Annotated in this window: 14 protein-coding genes; 8 read left to right on the top strand and 6 right to left on the bottom strand. The window is 59.3% G+C overall.

Features of this window, described 5'->3' with window-relative positions:
• Positions 1-132: 132 nt before the first annotated feature.
• From HY868_14575 to HY868_14555, 5 genes are all read right to left on the bottom strand, one after another.
• Positions 133-759 (bottom strand): DUF47 family protein, encoded by a 627-nt coding sequence (locus HY868_14575; protein MBI5303357.1) that lies wholly within the window; start codon positions 757-759, stop codon positions 133-135.
• A gap of 236 nt (positions 760-995) precedes the next feature.
• A complete protein-coding gene (locus tag HY868_14570) occupies positions 996-2,981 on the bottom strand; it encodes a GAF domain-containing protein (protein ID MBI5303356.1) in 1,986 nt (661 codons plus the stop codon).
• A gap of 72 nt (positions 2,982-3,053) precedes the next feature.
• Positions 3,054-7,406, bottom strand: coding sequence for a GAF domain-containing protein (locus tag HY868_14565; protein ID MBI5303355.1), 4,353 nt, complete (start codon positions 7,404-7,406; stop codon positions 3,054-3,056).
• A gap of 76 nt (positions 7,407-7,482) precedes the next feature.
• Positions 7,483-9,522: a PAS domain S-box protein gene (locus tag HY868_14560; GenBank protein ID MBI5303354.1), complete on the bottom strand. Its 2,040-nt coding sequence runs from the start codon at positions 9,520-9,522 to the stop codon at positions 7,483-7,485.
• 1 nt (position 9,523) lies between these two features.
• Entirely contained in the window at positions 9,524-10,627 is a 1,104-nt protein-coding gene (locus HY868_14555; GenBank protein ID MBI5303353.1) for a PAS domain S-box protein, read from the bottom strand.
• 309 nt (positions 10,628-10,936) lie between these two features.
• Here HY868_14555 and HY868_14550 point away from each other — a divergent pair, with 309 nt between their 5' ends.
• From HY868_14550 to HY868_14530, 5 genes are all read left to right on the top strand, one after another.
• The gene (locus tag HY868_14550) at positions 10,937-12,088 is read left to right on the top strand and encodes an acetyl-CoA acetyltransferase (protein ID MBI5303352.1); all 1,152 of its coding nucleotides are present in this window, start codon (positions 10,937-10,939) and stop codon (positions 12,086-12,088) included.
• A 33-nt stretch (positions 12,089-12,121) separates the two neighbouring features.
• Complete coding sequence (locus HY868_14545; GenBank protein ID MBI5303351.1) at positions 12,122-12,514, top strand: GxxExxY protein; 393 nt, start codon at positions 12,122-12,124, stop codon at positions 12,512-12,514.
• A gap of 52 nt (positions 12,515-12,566) precedes the next feature.
• Positions 12,567-13,733 carry a thiolase domain-containing protein gene (locus tag HY868_14540; GenBank protein ID MBI5303350.1) on the top strand — a complete coding sequence of 389 codons (1,167 nt, stop codon included), beginning with the start codon at positions 12,567-12,569 and terminating at the stop codon, positions 13,731-13,733.
• 60 nt (positions 13,734-13,793) lie between these two features.
• Positions 13,794-14,300 (top strand): Zn-ribbon domain-containing OB-fold protein, encoded by a 507-nt coding sequence (locus HY868_14535; GenBank protein MBI5303349.1) that lies wholly within the window; start codon positions 13,794-13,796, stop codon positions 14,298-14,300.
• Between the two features lie 95 nt (positions 14,301-14,395).
• Positions 14,396-14,875: a Zn-ribbon domain-containing OB-fold protein gene (locus HY868_14530; GenBank protein MBI5303348.1), complete on the top strand. Its 480-nt coding sequence runs from the start codon at positions 14,396-14,398 to the stop codon at positions 14,873-14,875.
• A gap of 263 nt (positions 14,876-15,138) precedes the next feature.
• Here HY868_14530 and HY868_14525 read toward each other — a convergent pair whose 3' ends face one another.
• A complete protein-coding gene (locus HY868_14525; GenBank protein MBI5303347.1) occupies positions 15,139-15,642 on the bottom strand; it encodes a GNAT family N-acetyltransferase in 504 nt (167 codons plus the stop codon).
• A gap of 156 nt (positions 15,643-15,798) precedes the next feature.
• Between HY868_14525 and rbsK the strand changes: the two genes are divergently transcribed.
• From rbsK to HY868_14510, 3 genes are all read left to right on the top strand, one after another.
• On the top strand, positions 15,799-16,710 hold the full coding sequence (gene rbsK, locus HY868_14520; GenBank protein ID MBI5303346.1) for a ribokinase: 912 nt from the start codon (positions 15,799-15,801) through the stop codon (positions 16,708-16,710).
• Complete coding sequence (locus HY868_14515) at positions 16,707-17,966, top strand: MFS transporter (GenBank protein ID MBI5303345.1); 1,260 nt, start codon at positions 16,707-16,709, stop codon at positions 17,964-17,966. The genes rbsK and HY868_14515 overlap by 4 nt, the downstream gene beginning before the upstream one ends.
• A 79-nt stretch (positions 17,967-18,045) precedes the next feature.
• Entirely contained in the window at positions 18,046-20,628 is a 2,583-nt protein-coding gene (locus HY868_14510) for a DEAD/DEAH box helicase (protein MBI5303344.1), read from the top strand.
• The last annotated feature ends 41 nt before the right edge of the window (positions 20,629-20,669 follow it).

Below are 20,669 nucleotides of genomic sequence, written 5' to 3'. Positions count from 1 at the left end.
TTGAACGCGGATTCACGCGGATTTTCACGATCAGAAAAAAATCCGCGTCCAAATAATTTTGGTTGTGCCTACCCGGCATTATGAAACGACCCGCCGAGTTCTTTCAAACCCGGCGGGTCGTGTTTTTCCGGCTCACGTCATTTTGACGACGATGTCGCCGATGATGTTGGCGGCTTCGTCGCCGCGGTCGGCGGCATTCGAGAGATGCCGATAAATCTCGCGCATCTTGAGAATCTCCATAATATCTTCCACCGTTTTCGGTCCCTCGAATAAATCCGCCACCGCGGAGCGGTACACACTTTCGGCGCGATTCTCTAACGATTTGGCGCGCGTCGCGTGATCGAGCGCGACGTTGGGATGCGCTTTGATTTGTCCGACCGCGAGATGCAATTCCTCGGCGGCTTCGCGGAGGATGGACGCCATGCGTTGCAAATACAAATTGGGTTTGACGCCGAACGTCACCAATTCGTCGAGCGTGGTGTACCCGTAATCGAGCACGTCGTCAATCGTGCGCGAGAGCGCGAACAAATCCTCGCGATCAATCGGCGTGACGAACGAGCGGTTCAGTTCGTCAATCAAAATACGCCGGACTTCATCGGCTTCTTTTTCTAGCGCCTGCACGCGTTTGGCTTGCGCTTCATCGCCGTCTTTGAGATATGCTTCGAGCGCCTCCAAGCCCTGCTGTGTTTTTTCGGCTTGACTGTCGAGCAATTGCAAAAAGTCGCCTTGGTGTGAACGAAATGGATTGGTAATTTTCATCGAGTCGCCTTCATTTTGGAATGGGCGCTATTTTACTCCACTCGACTTGGAAATGCAAACAGACCTTCCAGGTTGGGTGTGCATAAGTTTTTGGGTGGTGAAAAAAACATGCGAAGGTTGAACGGCAATCCTATTTGAGTTGTCGTCAAAACCTTCGCAAGGTTGAGTGTTCCAAAATTTGACAGACACCCTTCCAGGTTTCGCGCAAGTGCCTGGAAGGTCTGTTTGCCAAACCACTACGCAGCGTTTTCCAATCGGAGAAACTCGCGCACGACTGCCGGATCGAAGTATACGCCGGCTTGTTCGCGAATATAGTTCAATGCTTTTTCGCGGGGCCACGCGGCGCGGTACGGACGATTGGAGCACAACGCATCCCACACATCCACGATCGCAAAGATGCGCGCCGCCAACGGAATTTCTGTCTCGCGCAATCCGCGTGGATACCCAGTGCCGTCCCATTTTTCGTGGTGACAGTATGGAATGTCCAACGCGTCGCTCAAGTACTCGATGGAGGACAACAGCGCGTAGGCGTACGAGGGATGCATCCGCATCGTTTCCCATTCGCTATTCGTCAACGGACCGGGCTTGAGCAGGATCGCATCCGGAATGCCGACCTTGCCGATGTCGTGCAACAGCGCGCCGCGCCGAATGTGCGGGAGCATGGTTTCGGGCACGCCCATCGCGCGCGCCAGCGTGACCGTGTGCTCGACGACGCGCCGCGTGTGCCCTTCGGTCTCGCGGTCGCGCAGATCGAGCGCGCGCGCCCAGCCCTCGATTGTCTCGTCGTACGCGTGTTGCAAATCCGCAAAGAGGCGCGCGTTTTCAATCGCGCTCGCGGCGGGATGCGCGATCAGTTCGAGTAACTCGGTGTCTGCCGGTGTAAAACGATTCGGCGTGTCGCTGTACGCTTGAATCATGCCGATGACGCTGGCTTGGGCGAGCAAGGGCACAAGCATCACGGTGTGCGTTAACGCGGCGGCGTGATTCAGCCCCATCAAACTGCGCCACACGCTGGTTGCCGGACCGTGGATGATGACGGAACGACGCGAGCGAATGGCTTGGTCTTCGGCGGCGTGTTCCGGCGTATCGAGTAGGAGCGGCGGTAGTGTAGAAACATCCACCGCACTGCCGTCCTGGATGCCGAACGCGCACGTGAGCTGGTCGCCCGCCGGCGTGACGAGGCAAATCAACATCGTCGTCACGTCAGGGAGTACCATCAACGCGGCGGTGACGGTGCGTTGATAGATCGTAGTGAGGTCGCGCGTCTCACCCAGTGTGTGTCCCAGTTTGTTGACGATGGCAAGTTCGCTCGCGCGCTGCGTGGTCTGTTCGTACAACCGCATCCGATGGATCGCGTTGCCGGCGATTTCGGCGAGCGTGGTCAACAGTTGGGTCTGCGCGGTGTTGAATTGACGCGGCGCGTCTACCGACGCGAACATCACGCCAATCGCTTGCAAGCCCGCGCACACCGGCACGCACACGCCGTTGCGCCCGGCGATTTGGCGCGCGCGCGCGCGTTCTAATGTCAGCGGATCGGACCCAAAGTCGCGCGAAAAATACGGTTCGCCCGAATCGAACACATGACCGCCGATTCCTTCGCCCGGCATGATAAAGTAATCGGCTTGGAGATCGCCGTACACACCATGTTGGTAGAGCGCGCCACGCGCGGGATCGTACAGCCATAAACTGGATTGGGTCGAGTCGAGCGCCTCCGCGGCTTCACGCAAAAAGAGCGGCACCATTGTGTCAATCGTTTGTGCGGTGCGCAACGCCGTCGAAATGCGATTGACGGCTTCCAGTTCTGCGAGCCGGCGTTTAGTTTCTTGAAACAGGCGCGCGTTCTCCATCGCGGCGGCGAGTTGACTCGCGAACAAGGTTAATAATTTTTCGTCCGGTTCGGTGAACGCGTCCGGGCGCGTGCTCAACACGGCGAGCGTGCCGCGCGGTGCGCCTTCGTGTTCGATGGGCACCCACAGTCCGGAACGGATTTGTGGATCCACGATCACATAACGCGGATCAGCGGAAACGTCGGGTACGTTGAGTGGCGCATGGTTGCTCAGGACCCAGCCCGAAAGACTGGACGCGCTGTCGCTAGAAAAGCAAACTTGGAGAAAGCGTTCTTCGATTTCCGGCGCATAGCCGATACTCAGTTCGACCCGGTCTTCGCCGGTCGCCGGATCCCAGCGGGCGAATCGCACGCGCTCGGCGCGCAATGCTTTCATCGCACTTTCGAGGAGCGCGCGCAGTTGCGCGTTCGGATCGAGCGCATGATTGAGCGCCAGCCCGGCGTGGTACTACCAGGCGAGTTGCTCCGCGCCTTGCTGCGTTTCGGCGAGCAAGCGCGCGTTGTGAATCGCGCTCGCGGCGTGTCCCGCAAACAAGGTGAGCAGGTCGGCGTCGGTTTGCGTGAACCGGCGCGTGCTCGGCGCGAATTCATTCACGGTTAACACGCCGATGAGCGCGCCGCCGTACAGCATTGGCGTGCAGATCAACGCCGACATTCCGATTGAATCGTATTGCGGCAGACGATCCGACATCGTCGCGTAATCGTTCGCGATGATCGTTTGGCGCGACGTCGCCACGCGCCCCACCAAACCCTCGTTCATTTTGCGGCGTACGCCAACATCCGAGAGGAATCTGGTTGACAATGCCAGTTCCAAATCATCGCGCGTTGCATCGTACAGATGAACCGAGCCGCTACTCGCGCCGAGCAACGCGACGGCGCGTTCGGTGATGGATTGGATGAGTATGGAGGCGTCATGTTGCGTGGCTAGATCGCGCGTGATGTCGGACAACGCGGCGAGTTGTTGCGCGCGCTGTTGCGTTTCGGCGTGCAGACGCGCATGATGCACCGCGCTCGCGGTTTGGCTGGCAAAGAGCGAGAGCAAACGGAGGTCGTTGTCGTTGAATTTACGCGTCGAAGGTGCTAGTTCCGCGACACCCAGGATGCCGATCAGTTCGCCGCTGTAGAGGATGGGCACCTGGGCGACCGCGCGTAGCGGCGCGGCGGCATATTCCGGACGACGATGTTCCCAGTGTTCATAGTCGTCTATGATCTGCGGCTGACGCGTCCGCACGACGAAGCCGGAGACGCCGGCGCTCGAGCTCAAATGCGTGTGGAGCGGAAAAGGTAAGCCGCGCCGCGTAGCGGTGATCAATTCATCGCGCGCCGAGTCGTACAAATAGATAACGCCGTCGGGCACGTCCAACGCGCGCATCACGCGCTCGATGATCGTATCGAGCAAGGGCGCCATCTCGGTTTGCCCGGCAAGGTCGCGCGCGGTTTCGTACAGCGCGGCGAATTCGCGCGCGCGTTGTTGCGTTTGTTCGAACAGCCGCGCGTTTTCGAGCGGTACGGCAAGATGCTGGGCGAACGTTTGCGCCAGTTGAACATCCGTCGCGTGGAACGTGTTCGGCAAATGGTGATCTATCATCAAAACGCCGATCATGCGTTGACCCGCGATGATGGGCACACCGAGAAACGCGCTGACGTGCTCGGCGCCTTCCACCCAAATCCAATCCGGATGTTGATGTACGTCCGGCAGGTTGACCGGCTGTTGATCGCGCATCATTTGCGCGAGGATGCGGCTATCCTTGAGCAAGGTTTTCGCCGCGCGGTTCGTTTCGAGTTCATTAGCATAGCCCATGCCCGCGATCAATTCCGGCGCGCCGTTCGCGTCGAACAGCAACACCGAGGCGGTGTCATTGGGAATCACGCGTTTGAGTTGCTCCAATATACTTTCAAGTAGCCCCGACAAATTGAGACTGGTGCTCACCGCTTGCGCGGCTTGGCGCAATATTTCCGATTGTGCGCGCGCGGCGCGTTCGGCTTCGAACAGGCGCGCGTTTTCAATTGCGAGCGCGGCTTGGTCGCCCAGTAAACCGAGCGTCTCCACCTCGGAGGGTGCTAAATCGCGCGGCGCTTGGAACGCGAGGTTCATCACGCCGACGACCTGCGCGCCGATCTTGAGCGGCAAACCGATAATGCTGCCGCGCCAATCGCGCGGTAGATCGGCGAAAAGGGGATGCTCTTTTTGTTCCCGTACAGAAATTATCTCGCCGCTCCGCGCGACCGAATAGGTCAAACCATTTTCGCGCGGCTCGGCAAACGGCGCGTCCAAAAAATCGTCCGCCGCGCGCGCCGCGCCGAAGATGAGTTTGTCATCGCGATACAAAAAGATGTGCGCGTTATTGAGGAGCGGGATCAAAGCAAACGCGCTGTTTAGAATCGAACGCAGAACACTCGCCAGATCGAGCGATGACGTGAGCGTGATCGTCGCGCGGCGCACGGCTTCGAGTTCGGCGGCGCGCGCGCGTTCGGCTTGATACAGACGCGCGTTTTCAATCGCGAGCGCGGCTTGATCGCCAAGGAGTTGCAACGCGCGGACGAACGCGGGATCGAACTCGCGCGGTTGCCAGTACGCGACGTTCATCACGCCGACGACGCGTTCACCGATCTTGAGCGGCAAACTGACAATCGAGCCGCCCCAGTCCGCATCGGTGTTGGTGTACAACGGATGCGTGCTGGTATGCGGAATGATGAACGGCAGACCAGTTTGCGCGACCGTGTACGTGACGCCGTCCCGACGCGGCTCTGCCCAGGGCGTTGTGCGCGCGATGTCGGCGTAACGCGCCGCGCCAAAGGAGAGATGGTCGTTTGCGAACAGAAAAACGTGCGTGTCGTTGGCGTCGCTGGCAAGCCGTAGGACGCCATCCAAAATCGAGTTGAGCACGGTCTTGAGATCGAGCGACGTGGTAAGCGTGATGCTGGCTTGGCGCACGGCTTCGAGTTCCGCCGCGCGGGCGCGGGTTTCTTGGAGCAGATGGGCTTGCGCGAACGCGAGCGCGATGTGGCGCGCCGCTTGTTCGCCGCGCGCGATCTCGTCCTCCGTAAAATGATGCGGCGAGTTGAAACCGATCAGCGCCGCGCCCAGTTTCCGGTTGTTCGCAATCAAGGGCAATCCCAGCATCGAACGCGTGGGATACGCGGCGGCGATGCGCGGCGCGATGTATGGCGTGTTGAACACGTCTTCGGCGACGAGGGGATGTCCGGCGCGCAAGACCGACTCGGTCATCGTCATTTCGCCCGGTTGCACGCGCACGCGTGAATATGTGTCACGCGATTCGGCGGAGGCGCTCGCCGGAATCGTGCGTTGATGTTCCGCATCCCAGACCGTGATGAAACACTCATCCGAATTGAGCATTCTGCCGAGTTGATCGGCGAGTGTTTGCGTGAGCGTGGCGAAATCCTGGGCGGCGAGCGCGGCGCGCGTAATATCGTTGAGCGCCGTGAGATATTGTTCGCGCGCGCGCAGCGTGTCCTCGGCGCGTTTGCGTTCGGTGATGTCCAGGTTGACGCCGAGAATGCCTTGAATCTCGCCCGCTTCGCGGACGGGCGAGATGATTTCAAAGTACGTGCAGCGCGCACCGTTCTGGATGTATTCCGCTTCGTCGGTGACGATTTCGCCGGCGAGCGCGCGCGTGTTGTTGGCTCGCCATTTCTCCAAGATGCCGGCAGGCAGGTCGAGTTCTTCGGGACACTTGCCGATGACGTTGCCCCAGTGCTGAAGCGAAGTGGAATTTTGCGCGATGTAACGTCCTTCGCGATTGCAGACCCAAAAATCGAACGGTAGGTTTTCGAACGCGGTCCGCAGACGCGCTTCGCTCGCGCGCGAGGATTCTTCGGCGCGCGCGCGGTCGGTCACATCGCGACATGTTAACACGATGCCCTGCATCGTATGGTTGTCGAGCAAGTTGTTGCCGATCACTTCGAGCACACGCCACGCGCCATCGCGATGGCGCACGCGCGCGTGGAGCGCGGTGTCTGCCGCGCCGGGGTGAGCGAGGCGATGTTCGAACGCGCGCGTCGTTTCGGGCAAATCATCGGGGTGAATGAAATCGAACACGCGCTTGCCCATCGCGTGATCGGCGCTGTAACCCAGTAGTCGTTCGGTAGATGGACTCGCGTATTGAATCGCGCCGGTCGGATCGAGGAGAAAGAACAGATCGGATCCTTGCTCGATGAACGCGCGAAATCGTTCTTCGCTCGCGCGCAGCGACGTATACAGGCGCGCGTTCTCAATCGCAATCGCGATGTGATTGGCGAATGCTTGGATCGCCGGCAGATCGGCTTGGCTGAGGTCTTGCCCGCTGATGAGCAAGACGCCGCGCGCTTGATCGTTCATCAGGATGGGCGCGCAAATGCCGGGATGTGCGGCGTAGGGATTGGCAATCGGCTTGACGACCGAACGGGCGATGGGTGGAATCATCTGCAGGACGCTATCCCAACTGCGCGGCGTCCAAATCGCTTTGCTTTTTACCAAGACCTGTTGGATGATTTCGACTTGCGTCGCCGGAAAACTAAAGCCCCGCATCTGCATGCCGGTCGCGCGTTCGATCTGCGCGATGACGCGCATCGCGCGGGGGGATTGCGCTAACGCGCGCACGACGAAATTCTCGCGCGTGGCGTCGAGCATGGCGAGCATCCCGTGGAGTCCCAACTCGACGATCTGTTCGCCGATGATCTGGCACACGTCCGTTTCGCTGCGCGCGCCGCGTTGCAGTATTTCGGCGGCGCGATTGAGCGCCTGCGAAAACTGGATTTGCCGCCGCGTCAGGTTGACGGATCGGTGTTTCGAACGATTCATGCGGTCCCTCTCGGTGTGCGCGCGCGAACGATTTTATTTGTCCGGCATAAACGCAGGACTGGCGCGCGGCGTCGCGTTACGCGTCGCCGACGCGTAGTTCATCGTTGTTTTGAAGATGCCGGGTCGTTTTATCTTGATACATCGCAGTGTCCGCTTCAATGATCGTGTGCGCCAGGTTGTTATCTGGGTTGGCGGTTGCCACGCCGAGCGAAAAACTGACCGGCAAGTTGGGATGGTTGGCGTTGTGCTGGTCGAGTGCGCGCCGCACGCGCGTCACGGCGCGTTGGGTTGCCACATCGTCCGCGCCGGGTAAGAGCACGGCGAATTCGTCGCCGCCGATCCGCGCGACGATGTCGTCGGCGCGAAACGCAGATTGCAACACCTCCGCCGCGCCGCGCAAGAGTTGATCGCCCGCCGCGTGACCGAGCGTATCGTTCGTTTGTTTGAGCCGGTCTATATCCACCATCACGATGCTGACCGGAAATTGTCGCCCGTTCGCCAATCGTTCGAGTTCCCTTTCAAAGTAGGCGCGATTGAAAATGCCGGTGAGCGTGTCGTGCGTGCTGGCGAATTGCAATTGCTCTTCCACGCGTTTGCGTTCGGTAATGTCCACATACATCGCGTACAGTCCGATGGTCTTGTGCTTGTGCAAGACGGGAATGCCATAGATCTCGACCGCCACGCGCGTGCCGTCTTGGCGTTGGCGCACGCTTTCCTCATGTACGGTATCGCCGCGGAGAATGCGGCGCGAGAAACGCGCGGCTTCGACGCGGTGACTCAGGGGGACGACGAGGTCGTTGATCGGTTTGCCGGCGATCTGACTGAACGTGAATTGAAAGATGTGTTCGAATGCCGCGTTGATGCGTTTGACGCGGTCTTGCTCGTCGAGCATCACAATGCCGACCGGCGCGTTTTCGAATAATTGCTCGAACATGACTTTTTCGCGCGCGAGTTCGTCTTGCGCGAATTTACGTTCGGTCACATCGCGGCTGATGCCGACGATGCCGATAATCTCGCCGCTGCCATCGTGCAGCGGCAGTTTGCTCGTGAGATGCCAGCGCACCGATTCGGTGCGGCGATCCATCGCCGTCTCTTCGGTGTCGAGGACGGGTTTGCCGGTGTGAATGACATGCTGTTCGTTGGCGGAAAACCGCGCGGCTTGATGCTCCGGAAAAAAGTGGAACGCGGTCTTGCCGAGCGCCTCTTCTTGGCGCGTCGCGCCGAGGGATCGCAAATGCGCGGGATTGTTCAGGAGGTACCGCCCGGCAGTGTCTTTGACGTAGATGAGATCGGGCAAGTTTTGGATCACCGTGCTGAACAACGCGCGTTCGTTCGCGAGGGCTTGTTCGACGTTTTTCCGTTCGGTCACATCTTGTGCGCCGCCGTAAAGATGAACGACGCGCTGTTCGGCGTCACTCCAGATTGGTCGGACATAGTGACGCACCCAACGGACCGCGCCGTCTGGGGTAGCCACGCGATATTCGTCCACGCGCGCGGTGCCTGCGAAAACGTCGCGGTCGCGCGCTTGCATCAGCGGCTGGTCGTCGAGGTAAACGGCGGGCAGGATCGCGTCCAGCGTGTTGAGTTGGGCGGTCGAGTAGCCAAATGTTTTTTGAAACGCCTCGGTAATCCATTCGATGGTCATCGTACGGTCGGGATGGACGCGACCCGAGTATGCAAAATCGGAGACGAGTTCGGAAATGATGCGATAACGCTGTTCGCTCTCGCGTAGTTTGCGGTCGGTGGCGTGTTTGTAGAGCGCCATTTCAATCGCCGTGTAAATCTCGCGTGTTTGAAACGGCTTGACGAGATACCCAAAGGGGTCGGTGATCTTGGCGCGATGGAGCGTCTCGTCGTCGTCGTGCGCCGTGGTAAAAATGACCGGGATGTCGAGCTGTGCGCGAATTTGGTCTGCGGCTTGAATGCCATCCATCGCGCCGCGGAGGTTAATGTCCATCAACACCAGGTCGGTGCGTTCGGTTTGCGCGATGCTGACCGCGTGTTCGCCGAACCCGACACTGCCGACGACCGTGTAGCCGAGGCGGGTCAAGCGCAGTTCCAAACTCTTCGCGGCGATGACCTCGTCCTCGACAATCAAAATGCGCGCGTTTGTCATACTAATTCCTCTCGGTCAAACCGAACCCATCGCGCGGGTATTCGGGTGGCGCTGGAAACGTAATTGCCCAAGCGGTGCCCGGTTCGGCGAGAAGGCGGAGTTCGCCGCCCAGTTGTTGCGCGAACAAGCCGACGAGTTGCAAGCCCAGTGTGTGGGGATGTTGCCAATTGAAACCCGGCGGCAAGCCGACGCCGTTATCGCGTACGTGCAGGGTGATCGAATCCGTGTGATGCTTTAACGTCACAGCGATTCGCCAATTTTCGCGGGGCGGCGGCGCGGTGTCGGTAAACGCATACTTGAACGCGTTCGTCATCCATTCGTTGATGATCAAGCCGCACAACGTCGCCGTGTCGAGATTGAGGATCACCGGGTCCACCTGCACGAGCACATCCACGTCGCCGTCGGGCGTATGCGCGGTCTGCAAATAGCTGATCAGATCATGGATGTAATCGGCGATTTGGATGCGTTCTAAATTCGGTGATTGATACAACGTTTCGTGCAGCAACGCCATCGCGTGAATGCGTTTTTGACTTTCGATGAAGGCGTCTTGCGCTTGCGTGTCCGCTGCCATGTTGGCTTGCAGTTCGAGCAATCCCGCGACGACGTTCAGATTGTTCTTGACACGGTGATGAATTTCGCGGAGCAAGACTTGCTTTTCGCGCAACGCGGCGCGGACTTGGGCTTGGGCGTCTGGGCAATCGCTGTGCTCGCGTAGAATGACGAGGTGTTTGCCGGGCACCGTGTTGGCGACCGCGCGATATTCGACATCAATCACGCGTCGCGCTTTGGTCACCAATTGATAATCGCCGCGCGTCGCGCGCCGCATCGTCAAGGCATGCAACAACGCGCGCGCCGTTTCGGCGTGCGCGCTGGGGGTGAGCTCGAGCATGGACAAGCACACTAGTTCGGCGCGGGAATAACCCAGGAGCGCGCACGCCGCGCGATTAGCGTCCACGCAACGTCCGCGGTTGTTAAGCACGAGGCAGGTGTCGAAGGTGTGGTCGAAAAGCGCGCGCGCGGGGTGCGGGCGCCGGTGTGACTTGCTCGAAGTGACGCGCGTGTTCACGCTCGGAATGCGGGTCGTGCGTTTGATCGGGTGAGCCATCGAATTCCTTTGGTCGCGTGCGCGTGGCGAAGCGCGCTCGACGAGTCGTTGCCGCTACTTGACGCGGCAACATTCTAGCGAAAAGCGCGTCAAGCGTCAATAGTTCCGCTGTGTCGCTGGGCGACTTGTCAGATTCTTTTTCTCGCGCTATACTGTTCGTGTTGCCGTGATGCAATCACGAGACCACATTCGCGCGTCCAAGGAGGGAATCGCAATGAGAGCAGGTCTTGACCGGTCCGAAGGTATTTGCTTTTTGAAGCGAATGCGTTCGGACGTTTTGTTTTTTAGAGCACGTGGTAAAGGAGGCACATGAATCGCGCCGTTAACATTGTGGGAGTCGGGTGGAGCGGTTTTCGCGCGATTTCGCCGGAGGTGTCATACAAGGAGATGACGTTCGACGCGGCGACGCGCGCCTACGCAGATGCGGGGATTGATCCGCGTAACGATGTCCAAGGATTCGTCACCGCGGCGGAGGATTATCACGAGGGTACGAGCATTTTCGATGAATACACGCCGGATCAACTCGGCGCAGTGTTGCGTCCGATGCACACGATTACCGGCGACGGTTTGCACGCATTGGCGGCGGCGTACATGAACATCGCGTCCGGCTTGATGGATGTCGTCGTCGTTGAGGCGCATAGCAAAGCGTCGAACATTCTCACGCTTCCGCACATCACCGCGTTCGCGGAAGACCCGACGTTCGAACGACCGCTCGCGTTGAATCCGCTCGCGCTGGCGGGACTCGAAATGCAAATGCTGATGAGCGCGGGACGATTCACGCTGGAACAGTGTGCGGCGGTCGTCGCGAAAAACAAGAACAACGCGCTCGCGAATCCGTCGGCGGTGCATGGCGCGGCAATTGGTCGCCAAGCCGCGCTCGAATCTGAATTGCTCGCGTCGCCGGTGACGCGCTTGATGACCGCGCCGCACGCGGACGGCGCGATTGTGTTCGTGCTTGCCGACGCTGACACGTCTAAGCGACTCAAGGGTAAACCGATTTGCATTCGCGGCATCGGCTGGGCGAACGATACGCCCGCGCTCGACTCGCGCGATTGGATGGACACGCGCTACGCGCGCAATGCCGCCAAAATGGCGTACCGCGTCGCGGGCATTCGCCATCCGCGCACCGAAATTGATTTCGCCGAAGTGGACGACACGTTCGCGCACAAGGAATTGCAGCACCTCGAAGCGTTGAATCTCGCCGAGCCAGGTCGCGCCGGTTGGTGGACGGCGTCCGGCGGTACCGAGCGCGGCGGCGAATTTCCGGTGAACCCATCCGGCGGCGCGCTCGGTGAAGGTTCGCTGCTCGATGCGACGGGATTGGCGCGCGCGCTCGAAGTCGTGTTGCAATTGCGCGGCGACGCGGGCGGGCGTCAGTTACACAAGGCGAAAACTGGGTTGGCGTTTGCCTGGCGCGGCTTGCCGACGACTAGCGGCGCGCTCGCGATTCTAAGCGCGTAGTTTTTCACCACAGAGAACACGGAGACCACAGAGATGGGAGAAAAAGAAGAGATCAATCTCTTAACGCGTACGATCATCGGTGCGGCGATTGATGTGCATCGAGCGCTTGGTCCAGGGCTACTCGAATCTGCGTACGAGACATGTCTCGCTTTTGAACTAGGCGAACGTGGGTTAAAGTTGGAACAGCAAAAGCCACTCCCACTCGTCTACAAGCGGGTGAGCCTTGAATGTGGTTATCGCCTTGACCTGTTGGTTGAAGGCAAAGTGGTTGTCGAGATCAAATCAGTTGACCGTCTATTGCCGATTCATCAAGCCCAAGTGATTTCCTATCTCAAGCTAGCTCAATGCAAGGTCGGTCTGCTGATCAATTTTAACAACCAGGTTTTGAAAGATGGTGTGGTTCGAGTAATCAACGGATATTTTTGATTTCTCTGTGCCCTCTGTGACCTCAGTGGTGTAATTTCAGGAGGATTGACAAATGGGAATGCGACGAGTTGCAGTTGTTGGCGCGGGGATGACCAGGTTCGTGCGCCGGTCACTTGAAACCGGGCGCGAGCTTTGCTGGGAAGCCGCGAGCAAGGCGCTCGAATCGTGCGAGTTGACGATTGACCAAATTGATGCGGTCGTCGCGGGCACCGCGCCCGATGCATTCGACGGCGTGCATATGAAGAGTGAGTGGTTCTCAGATGGCGCGGGCGCGTGGGGCAAACCGTTTATGCGCGGGTACGTCGGCGGCGGCACGGGTGTGTTCGCGCCGGCGCAAGGGTGGTATCACGTTGCGTCCGGCTTGTTCGATACGTGCTTGGTCGTGTGCGAAGAAAAAATGTCGCCCACACAACCTCATCCCCAAGCCGCGTTCAATTCGATTTTCGATAATTTCACCGAGCGCGCCCTGGGTCCGAACTTGCTTTGGATTTTCGCACTTGAAATGAACGCGTACATGACGCGGTACGGAATCAAGAAAGAAGATATCGCCCAGGTCGCGGTGAAAAATAAACGCAACGCCGCGGATCATCCCGCGTCGTTGCTGGGTGACCGCAACATCACGGTGCAAGATATTTTGAATTCCGAAGTGATGGCATGGCCCGTCCAACGTCTCGATGTGTCGCCGATCACGGACGGCGCGGTCGCGGTCGTGCTCGCGGCGGAACCGGTCGCGCGGCGATTGACGAACAAGCCGGTGTGGGTCGAAGGCGTCGGCTGGGCGCTCGACACGTCGTACTGGACGAATCGCGATCTAGCGTACCCGACGTATGTCGAAGAAGCCGCGCGCATGGCGTACAAGATGGCAGGCATCACCGAGCCGCGCAAGCAGATCAACATTGCCGAGCCGTACGATCCGTTCGATTACAAGGAATTGCATCACCTCGAAGGATTGATGCTGTTCCCGAAAGGCGGCGCGCCGCAAGCAACCTCGGACGGGATCACGCAACGCACCGGCGATTTGCCGGTGTGTCCATCGGGTGGCTTGCTCGGCGTGGGCAATCCCATCGCGGCGGCAGGGCTGATGAAAATCGCGGAACTGTTTTGGCAGTTACGCGGCGAAGCCGGCGCGCGCCAAGTGCCAGGCGATCCGCGTCGCGGCGTCGCGCAAGCGTGGGGCGATTTGATGCAAGTGGGTACGGTTGTGGTGATGGGCAAGTGACATTTCCCTCATTTCCTTGTAAGTGGCGAGGGAATCGAGGGAAATGAGGGAACTTGGAGGATGAGGATGAAACATCTCGTATATCCAACCCAGGGTTTACACGAAGACGATTTCAAGCAAGGCAAGGTGCTGACGGAAACATGGCACGTCAAAGCGGAGTACGCGTGGGATACCGGTGTGGCGATTGGGCGTTATCTCGCCGAGTTGAAGAACGGACGACTCGTCGGACGCAAATGTCTAAAGTGTAATCGCGTCCTGGTTCCACCGCGCATGTTTTGCGAATTGTGTTTTCGTCCGACGGATGAATGGGCGCCGGTGCAAGATACCGGCACGATCAAAACATTTTCGTTGTGCTATGTGCGCTGGGATATGGTACGACTGAAAGAGCCGGAAATCCCAATCGTGCTCGATCTCGACGGCGCGTCGCGCGGGATTGGCATCATGCACAAACTCGGCGAAGCCGACCCCAAGTCGGTGCGCATCGGGATGCGCGTGCAAGCCGTGTGGAAACCGGCGGACGAGCGCGAGGGCAGCATCAACGACATTCGGTACTTCAAGCCCATCTAATTTTCAATTGACGATTTTCGATTTGCGATTGTTCATTCGAAAATTGAAAATTGAAAATTGAAAATCGAAAATCTGAAATTCGAAATGGAGTTGAGATGAGTTTATTGCATACACTCGAACATCCGACCGACGCGCGCGCGCTGCGGGGCGACTTGCCGTTGTATCATCGTTACACGGCAGGTGTCGCTGGCGAACGCTTTTTGCGCGCGTTGAAGGACGAAGGAAAAATCTACGGCGCGCGATGTCTAAAGTGTGGGTACGTCTACGTGCCCGCGCGGCTGTACTGCGAACGGGATATGGCGCATCTGGACGATGCGACCTGGGTCGAGGTTGGTCCGACCGGCGAACTGGTGTCGTTCAGCGCGGTGTACGTGAATCTCGACGGCGAACGCGTGGACAAGCCGCAATGGGTTGGCTTGGTGCGACTGACCGGCGCGTCCGGCGTGACGATGCACTATCTTGACGAAGCCCCGGCGCAAGGATGGCGCATCGGGATGAATGTGCGCGTCGTGCTCAAGCCGCCGAGCGAACGCGTTGGCTCGATTCGCGATATCGCGTATTTCAAGCCAGAGTAACCCACGCATCTTTATCAGAAACCAGGTTTCCCCGAAGGGAAGAAACCTGGTTTCTGTTTCCAACCATTTTTCAGATATTTGTCGCATGGCTACCGGTCGGGGCGATTGAAACACCTACACTGCACCAAACGCAGTGCGATGCAAGTGTCGCCTTTGGCGGGCGTTCCGCCGAGCGTCCACCTCCGTGGATGCGGATTCGCCCGCGTAGGCGGGCGACCAGCCGCTGGCTCATGCGGGGCAATTTCAATTGCCATGTCTTGTTTTCACGGCGATTCATCGCGCAAACGCGCCATTTCGTAACAGTCCACGTACTTGCCATCGCGAAACGCGTACTGGCGCAAGGTGCCTTCGATGGTGAACCCAGATTTTTTGTACAAACGAATCGCCGGTTCGTTGTCGGTGAACACGGTGAGATCGAGCCGCACGAGGTTTAGCCACTTGAACGCGAAATCAATCGCGGCATTCATCAACGCGGTACCCACGCCTTTGCCTTGCCAATCATCGCGCACCGCCATCCCAATTCCTCCCACGTGCCGCCGACGCGGCGAATTCGGAAAAGTGTGCAATCCCAATTGCCCGACGAGTTCGTTATCCACGCACGCGACGAAACTGTACATTCCTTCGGGTGGTTCGGCGAGTCGTTTGCGCCACAGCTCGAGTGAAGGGAATGGCAATTGGACTGTGCCCCAAATTACTTTTGGTCCGGCGAAGACGCGGCGGACCGCTTCGTAATCACTGGGTTCCGCACGACGAATAGTGATGTTCATGCTTGCCTCCTCGTTTGCTCGCGAGTATAGCCCGAATGTGTTCGAGCGTCAACGTGCAAGCGCCGTTTCACTTTTTCGCCACTTGGAGTAGAATGGGATTAGGAAATTTTGCGACAGTCGGTCATCTGGTATCGGCGGTTGCATCGAGGTGAAACAATGGCACATATCGTCGTCGTCGGGAGCGCGAACACCGACATGGTTTTGCGATGCGACCGTTTGCCGCGCGCAGGCGAAACCGTCCTGGGTGGTGATTTCACGATGGCGCAGGGCGGCAAGGGCGCGAACCAAGCCGTCGCCGTGGCGCGCCTGGGTATGCCGATCACATTCGTCACGCGCCTGGGTCGCGATACGATGGGTAATCGCGCGGAAGCGAGTTATCTGAACGAAGGCATTCAGTGCGACTATATTTCGCGCGATGATACTGCCGCGTCCGGCGTCGCGCTGATCATGGTGGACGCGTCCGGCGAAAATCTCATCGGCGTTGCGCCGGGCGCGAACGGCACGCTCGCGCCGGAGCACATCGCGCAAGCCGAATCCGCGATGCGCGCGGCGAATGTGTTGCTCGTCCAATTGGAGATTCCGCTCGACACGGTTCGCGCGGCGGTGCAACTCGCGTGTAAGTGGAACACGCGCGTGATTCTCAATCCCGCGCCCGCGCGCGACCTGCCCAGCGACTTGATCGCCGATGTCATTCTCACCCCGAACGAGCACGAACTCGCGCAAATCACCGGCATCGCGGAGGCGGAACTTGCGGCGAAGCATTTGATCGCGCAAGGCGCGCGCGCGGTGATCGTGACGCTGGGCGAGCGCGGCGCGTTGTTGGTGACCGCGATGCAAGCGCGGCGCATTCCCAGTTTTCCGGTCAACGTGGTGGACACGACCGCGGCGGGCGACGCGTTCAACGGCGGACTCGCGGTTGCGCTCGCGCGCGGGGATGATTTGCCGGACGCGGTGCGGTACGCGAGCGCGGTCGGCGCGCTTGCCGTCACGCAATTCGGCGCGCAACCGTCACTGCCGACCGCCGCCCAAGTCGCCAAATTACTGAGCGAGGCAAGCGCCGCGCAATGAGTGACCATGACTCGCGCACGCTCACGCGCAATTTCACGTTCAATATTCTCGACGGCGCGTTTTTCGGTTTGGGGATTGGCTTTGGTTCGTTCGTCACCGTCCTTCCGTTGTTCGTCAGTCAACTCACCGATTCGGCGTTGCTGATTGGTTTGATTCCGGCGATTCACGCGGTCGGTTGGCAATTTCCGCAACTGCTCACCGCGCAACATGTCGCGCGGCTGGGCTATTTCAAACGCATGGTCGTTCTGCGAACTCTGCATGAACGCGTGCCGTACTTGTTTCTCGCGCTGATCGCGTGGTTCTTGCCGTCGCTCGACCGCACGCTCGCGCTCGTGCTGATTTACCTGATGCTGATTTGGCAGGGCGTGGGCGGCGGCATCACCGCGACGGCGTGGCAAGCCATGCTCGCGAAAATCATCCCCGCAAACCGCTTGGGTTCGCTCTATGGCTTGCAAGCGGGCGCGGCGAATTTGCTTGCGAGTGGAGGCGCGATTGTCGCGGGACTCGTGCTCGAACGCGTCGCGCCGTCCTCCAATTTTGCGTTATGCTTCATGCTTACCCTTGCCGCGATGGCGCTCTCCTGGGTCTTCCTCGCGCTGGTGCGCGAAGAACGCCAGCCGCCGGTCCCGCCCGTCGTCGCCGAGCGCGATTACTCGCGTCACCTGGTCGAGATTTTGCGGCGCGATAAAAATTTTTCCTGGTTTCTTATCGTTCGCATGGTTTCGCAAGTTGCGTTGATGGCGTATGCGTTTTTCACCGTCTACGCTGTGCGGCGTTTTAACGCCAGCCCGGAATTCGCCGGCTGGTTGACGGCGGTCTTTACCGGCTCGCAGATTCTGGCGAACCCGATCCTGGGTTGGCTCGGCGATCACTGGACGCACCGCGGCGCGATGACCCTGGGCGCGTTCGCCGCGATCGCGAGCGCGTTGCTCGCGTTCCTTGCGCCCGACGCGACCTGGTTTTTTCCGGCGTTCATTTTCGCCGGGATTGCGAATGTCGCGTTCTGGACCGTGGCGATGCCGATGATTCTCCAATTCACGGACGAGAAAAATCGCGCGTCGTACATCGGTCTCGCGAACACGCTCATCGCGCCGAGCACCTTTCTCGCGCCGATCGTGGGTGGTTTGCTTGCCGACGCGTTCGGTTATCCCGCCGCGTTTGCAACCGCGTTGCTCGGCGGCATCGCCACGCTCGTCGTCTTGCAATTCATCTTGCGCGATCCGACGCGTGAAACGGAAAATATTGGACGCGGATAAACGCGGATAAAATCAATCTGTGTTTATCTGTGATTTGTATTGATCTGCGTTTGTCTGTGTTGGTCGTCCCAAGATAAAAATGCGCAATTCCGACATGCTCACTTTCATCAATTTGCTGCGCGCGAATCCGAATGTCGCCGCGTGGCAGACCCAGCCCGCGCGCGCCGCGCGTTTCGTCGCGTTCCCGGATGATGAACATCCCGCGCTTGTCGAGTCGCTGCGCGCGCGCGGCATCACCGCGTTGTACACGCATCAAGCGACCGCGTGGCAACGCGCGCGCGCAGGCAAGCATCTCGTCGTCGTCACCGGCACGGCGAGCGGCAAGACGCTTTGCTACAACTTGCCGGTGCTCGACGCGTTGCTGCGCGATGAAACCGCGCGCGCGTTGTATCTATTTCCGACGAAAGCGTTGGCGCAAGATCAACTCTCCAACCTCCAGCTTCTAACTTCCAACTTCCAATTTCCAATTTCCACCTACGACGGCGACACTCCGCAACACACGCGCGCGACGATTCGCAAAAACGCGCGCATCATCGTCAGCAATCCGGATATGCTTCACACCGGCATTCTGCCGCACCACACGATCTGGGCGGAATTTTTTCGCAATCTGCGTTTCGTCGTGATTGACGAGATGCACGCGTATCGCGGCGTGTTCGGCTCGCACGTCGCGAACGTGATGCGACGATTGAAACGCGTCTCTGCGTTTTACGGTTCGTCGCCGCAATTCATTCTTACGTCCGCGACGATTGCGAATCCGCAAGAACTCGCCGAGCGATTAATCGAAGAGTCGGTCGAGTTGCTTGACGACGATGGCGCGGCAAAGGGCGAAAAACATTTCGTCATCTACAATCCGCCAGTTGTGAATCGTGCGGTCGGCATTCGGCGCAGTGTTGTGCTTGAAAGTGTGACGCTGACCCAGGATTTGCTCAAGCGCGATGCGCAGACGATTGTGTTCGCGCGCGCGCGGCGCACGGTCGAGGTGATGTTGCGATACCTTGCCTCACCCTCAACCCCCCAGCCCCCTTCCCCCTCTCCCGATGAACTGAATCGGGAGAGGGGGAAGGGGGTGCCGAAGGCGGGGGATGGGGGTGAGGAAGTTCGCGGCTACCGCTCCGGCTATCTCCCCGCGCAACGCCGCGAGATCGAGCGCGGCTTGCGCGACGGTTCGGTGCGCGTGGTCGTCGCGACGAACGCGCTCGAACTGGGCATTGACATCGGTGGGATGAGCGCAGCGGTGCTCGTCGGTTATCCGGGGACGATTGCCGCGACGCGCCAACAAGCCGGGCGCGCGGGTCGTGGCGATGATGTGTCGCTCGCCGTGCTCGTCGCGTCCGCCGATCCGCTCGACCAATTTCTCGCGCATCATCCCGATTATGTATTTGCGCGTTCGCCGGAATCCGCGCTCATCAACCCGGACAATTTGTTGATTCTGCTTCAGCATCTCAAATGCGCCGCGTTCGAAATGCCGTTTCGTGACGGTGAATCGTTTGGGCGCGTGGACGCGGCAAGAGTGCGCGAGTTTCTCGAATTTCTGCGCGATGCCGGCACGTTGCATCAATCGGGTGAAAAATATTTTTGGATGGCGGACCAATATCCGTCCGATTCGATCTCACTCCGGAGCGCATCGGCGGAGACGATTGCGTTGCAAGCAACCCCTCCCGCACCCTCCCCTGAAGGGGAGGGACGGGGAGAGGTCATCGGCGAGGTGGATCGCGCGAGCGCATTGTGGATGGTGCATCCGCAAGCGATTTATTTGCACGAGGGGCAATCGTTCGTCGTCGAGCAACTCGATCTCGATCAAGGTATCGCGCGCTTACAACCGACGGATGCGGATTTTTACACCGACCCGCAAAAAGAAACCCAGGTTCAACTGCTCGATAAACTGGCGGAAGCGGAAACGCATGGCGCGACCAAAGCGCACGGCGAGATCGCGGTGACGACCCAGGTTGTCGGTTATCGCAAAATCAAATGGTTCACGCACGAAAATCTCGGCGCGGGGCAAGTGATGTTGCCGCCAACCGAACTGCACACGACTGGTTACTGGCTCGCGGTGGACGATGCGACGGTCGCGCACTTGCGCGACGAGGGGTTATGGTCGAACGCGCCGAACGATTACGGACCCGACTGGGACGCGCTGCGCGAACGCGTGCGCGCGCGAGATCGTTATCGTTGCACCGGTTGCGGCGCGCCGGAGCAAGGGCGCGTGCACGATGTGCATCATCGTATTCCGTTTCGCGCGTTCGCCTCGCGCGCGGAAGCGAATCGCCTAGAGAATTTGACGACGCTGTGCCACAACTGTCATCGCCGCGCGGAACTCGCGGTGCGAATTCGCAGTGGACTTGCTGGGGTCGCGCACGCGCTCGGTCATCTCGCGCCGCTATTCCTGATGTGCGATGCGCGCGACATTGGCGTGCATTCCGATCCGCAATCGCCGCTGGCGGAGGGCAAGCCGACGATTGTGATTTACGATCAAATCCCGGCGGGCATTGGTTTCAGCGAGCGCTTGTTTGAACTGCACGACGAGTTGATCGCGCGCGCATACGACCTGGTTTTGCAATGCGAGTGCGAGGACGGCTGTCCCTCGTGCGTCGGACCTGGAGGCGAGCAGGGGTACGGAGGCAAGAAAGAGGCGAGGGCGTTGTTGGAGGCGCTGAAGGATTGACGTGTCCTAGGAATGATGATTTTCATTTCTAGCGCTGGAAA

This window comes from Chloroflexota bacterium (genome assembly GCA_016219275.1).
In the GTDB taxonomy this organism is placed as follows: Bacteria; Chloroflexota; Anaerolineae; order UBA4142; family UBA4142; genus JACRBM01.
The sequence above is the reverse complement of the archived record's forward strand: the minus strand, read 5'-3'. Positions and strand labels throughout refer to the sequence as shown.

Bases quoted from the DNA above. Each gene is read 5' to 3' on its own strand.
- HY868_14575 (MBI5303357.1), bottom strand. From the start codon at position 759: ATGAAAATTACCAATCCATTTCGTTCACACCAAGGCGACTTTTTGCAA.
- HY868_14570 (MBI5303356.1), bottom strand. From the start codon at position 2,981: ATGAAAGCATTGCGCGCCGAGCGCGTGCGATTCGCCCGCTGGGATCCG.
- HY868_14565 (MBI5303355.1), bottom strand. From the start codon at position 7,406: ATGAATCGTTCGAAACACCGATCCGTCAACCTGACGCGGCGGCAAATC.
- HY868_14560 (MBI5303354.1), bottom strand. From the start codon at position 9,522: ATGACAAACGCGCGCATTTTGATTGTCGAGGACGAGGTCATCGCCGCG.
- HY868_14555 (MBI5303353.1), bottom strand. From the start codon at position 10,627: ATGGCTCACCCGATCAAACGCACGACCCGCATTCCGAGCGTGAACACG.
- HY868_14550 (MBI5303352.1), top strand. From the start codon at position 10,937: ATGAATCGCGCCGTTAACATTGTGGGAGTCGGGTGGAGCGGTTTTCGC.
- HY868_14545 (MBI5303351.1), top strand. From the start codon at position 12,122: ATGGGAGAAAAAGAAGAGATCAATCTCTTAACGCGTACGATCATCGGT.
- HY868_14540 (MBI5303350.1), top strand. From the start codon at position 12,567: ATGGGAATGCGACGAGTTGCAGTTGTTGGCGCGGGGATGACCAGGTTC.
- HY868_14535 (MBI5303349.1), top strand. From the start codon at position 13,794: ATGAGGATGAAACATCTCGTATATCCAACCCAGGGTTTACACGAAGAC.
- HY868_14530 (MBI5303348.1), top strand. From the start codon at position 14,396: ATGAGTTTATTGCATACACTCGAACATCCGACCGACGCGCGCGCGCTG.
- HY868_14525 (MBI5303347.1), bottom strand. From the start codon at position 15,642: ATGAACATCACTATTCGTCGTGCGGAACCCAGTGATTACGAAGCGGTC.
- rbsK (MBI5303346.1), top strand. From the start codon at position 15,799: ATGGCACATATCGTCGTCGTCGGGAGCGCGAACACCGACATGGTTTTG.
- HY868_14515 (MBI5303345.1), top strand. From the start codon at position 16,707: ATGAGTGACCATGACTCGCGCACGCTCACGCGCAATTTCACGTTCAAT.
- HY868_14510 (MBI5303344.1), top strand. From the start codon at position 18,046: ATGCGCAATTCCGACATGCTCACTTTCATCAATTTGCTGCGCGCGAAT.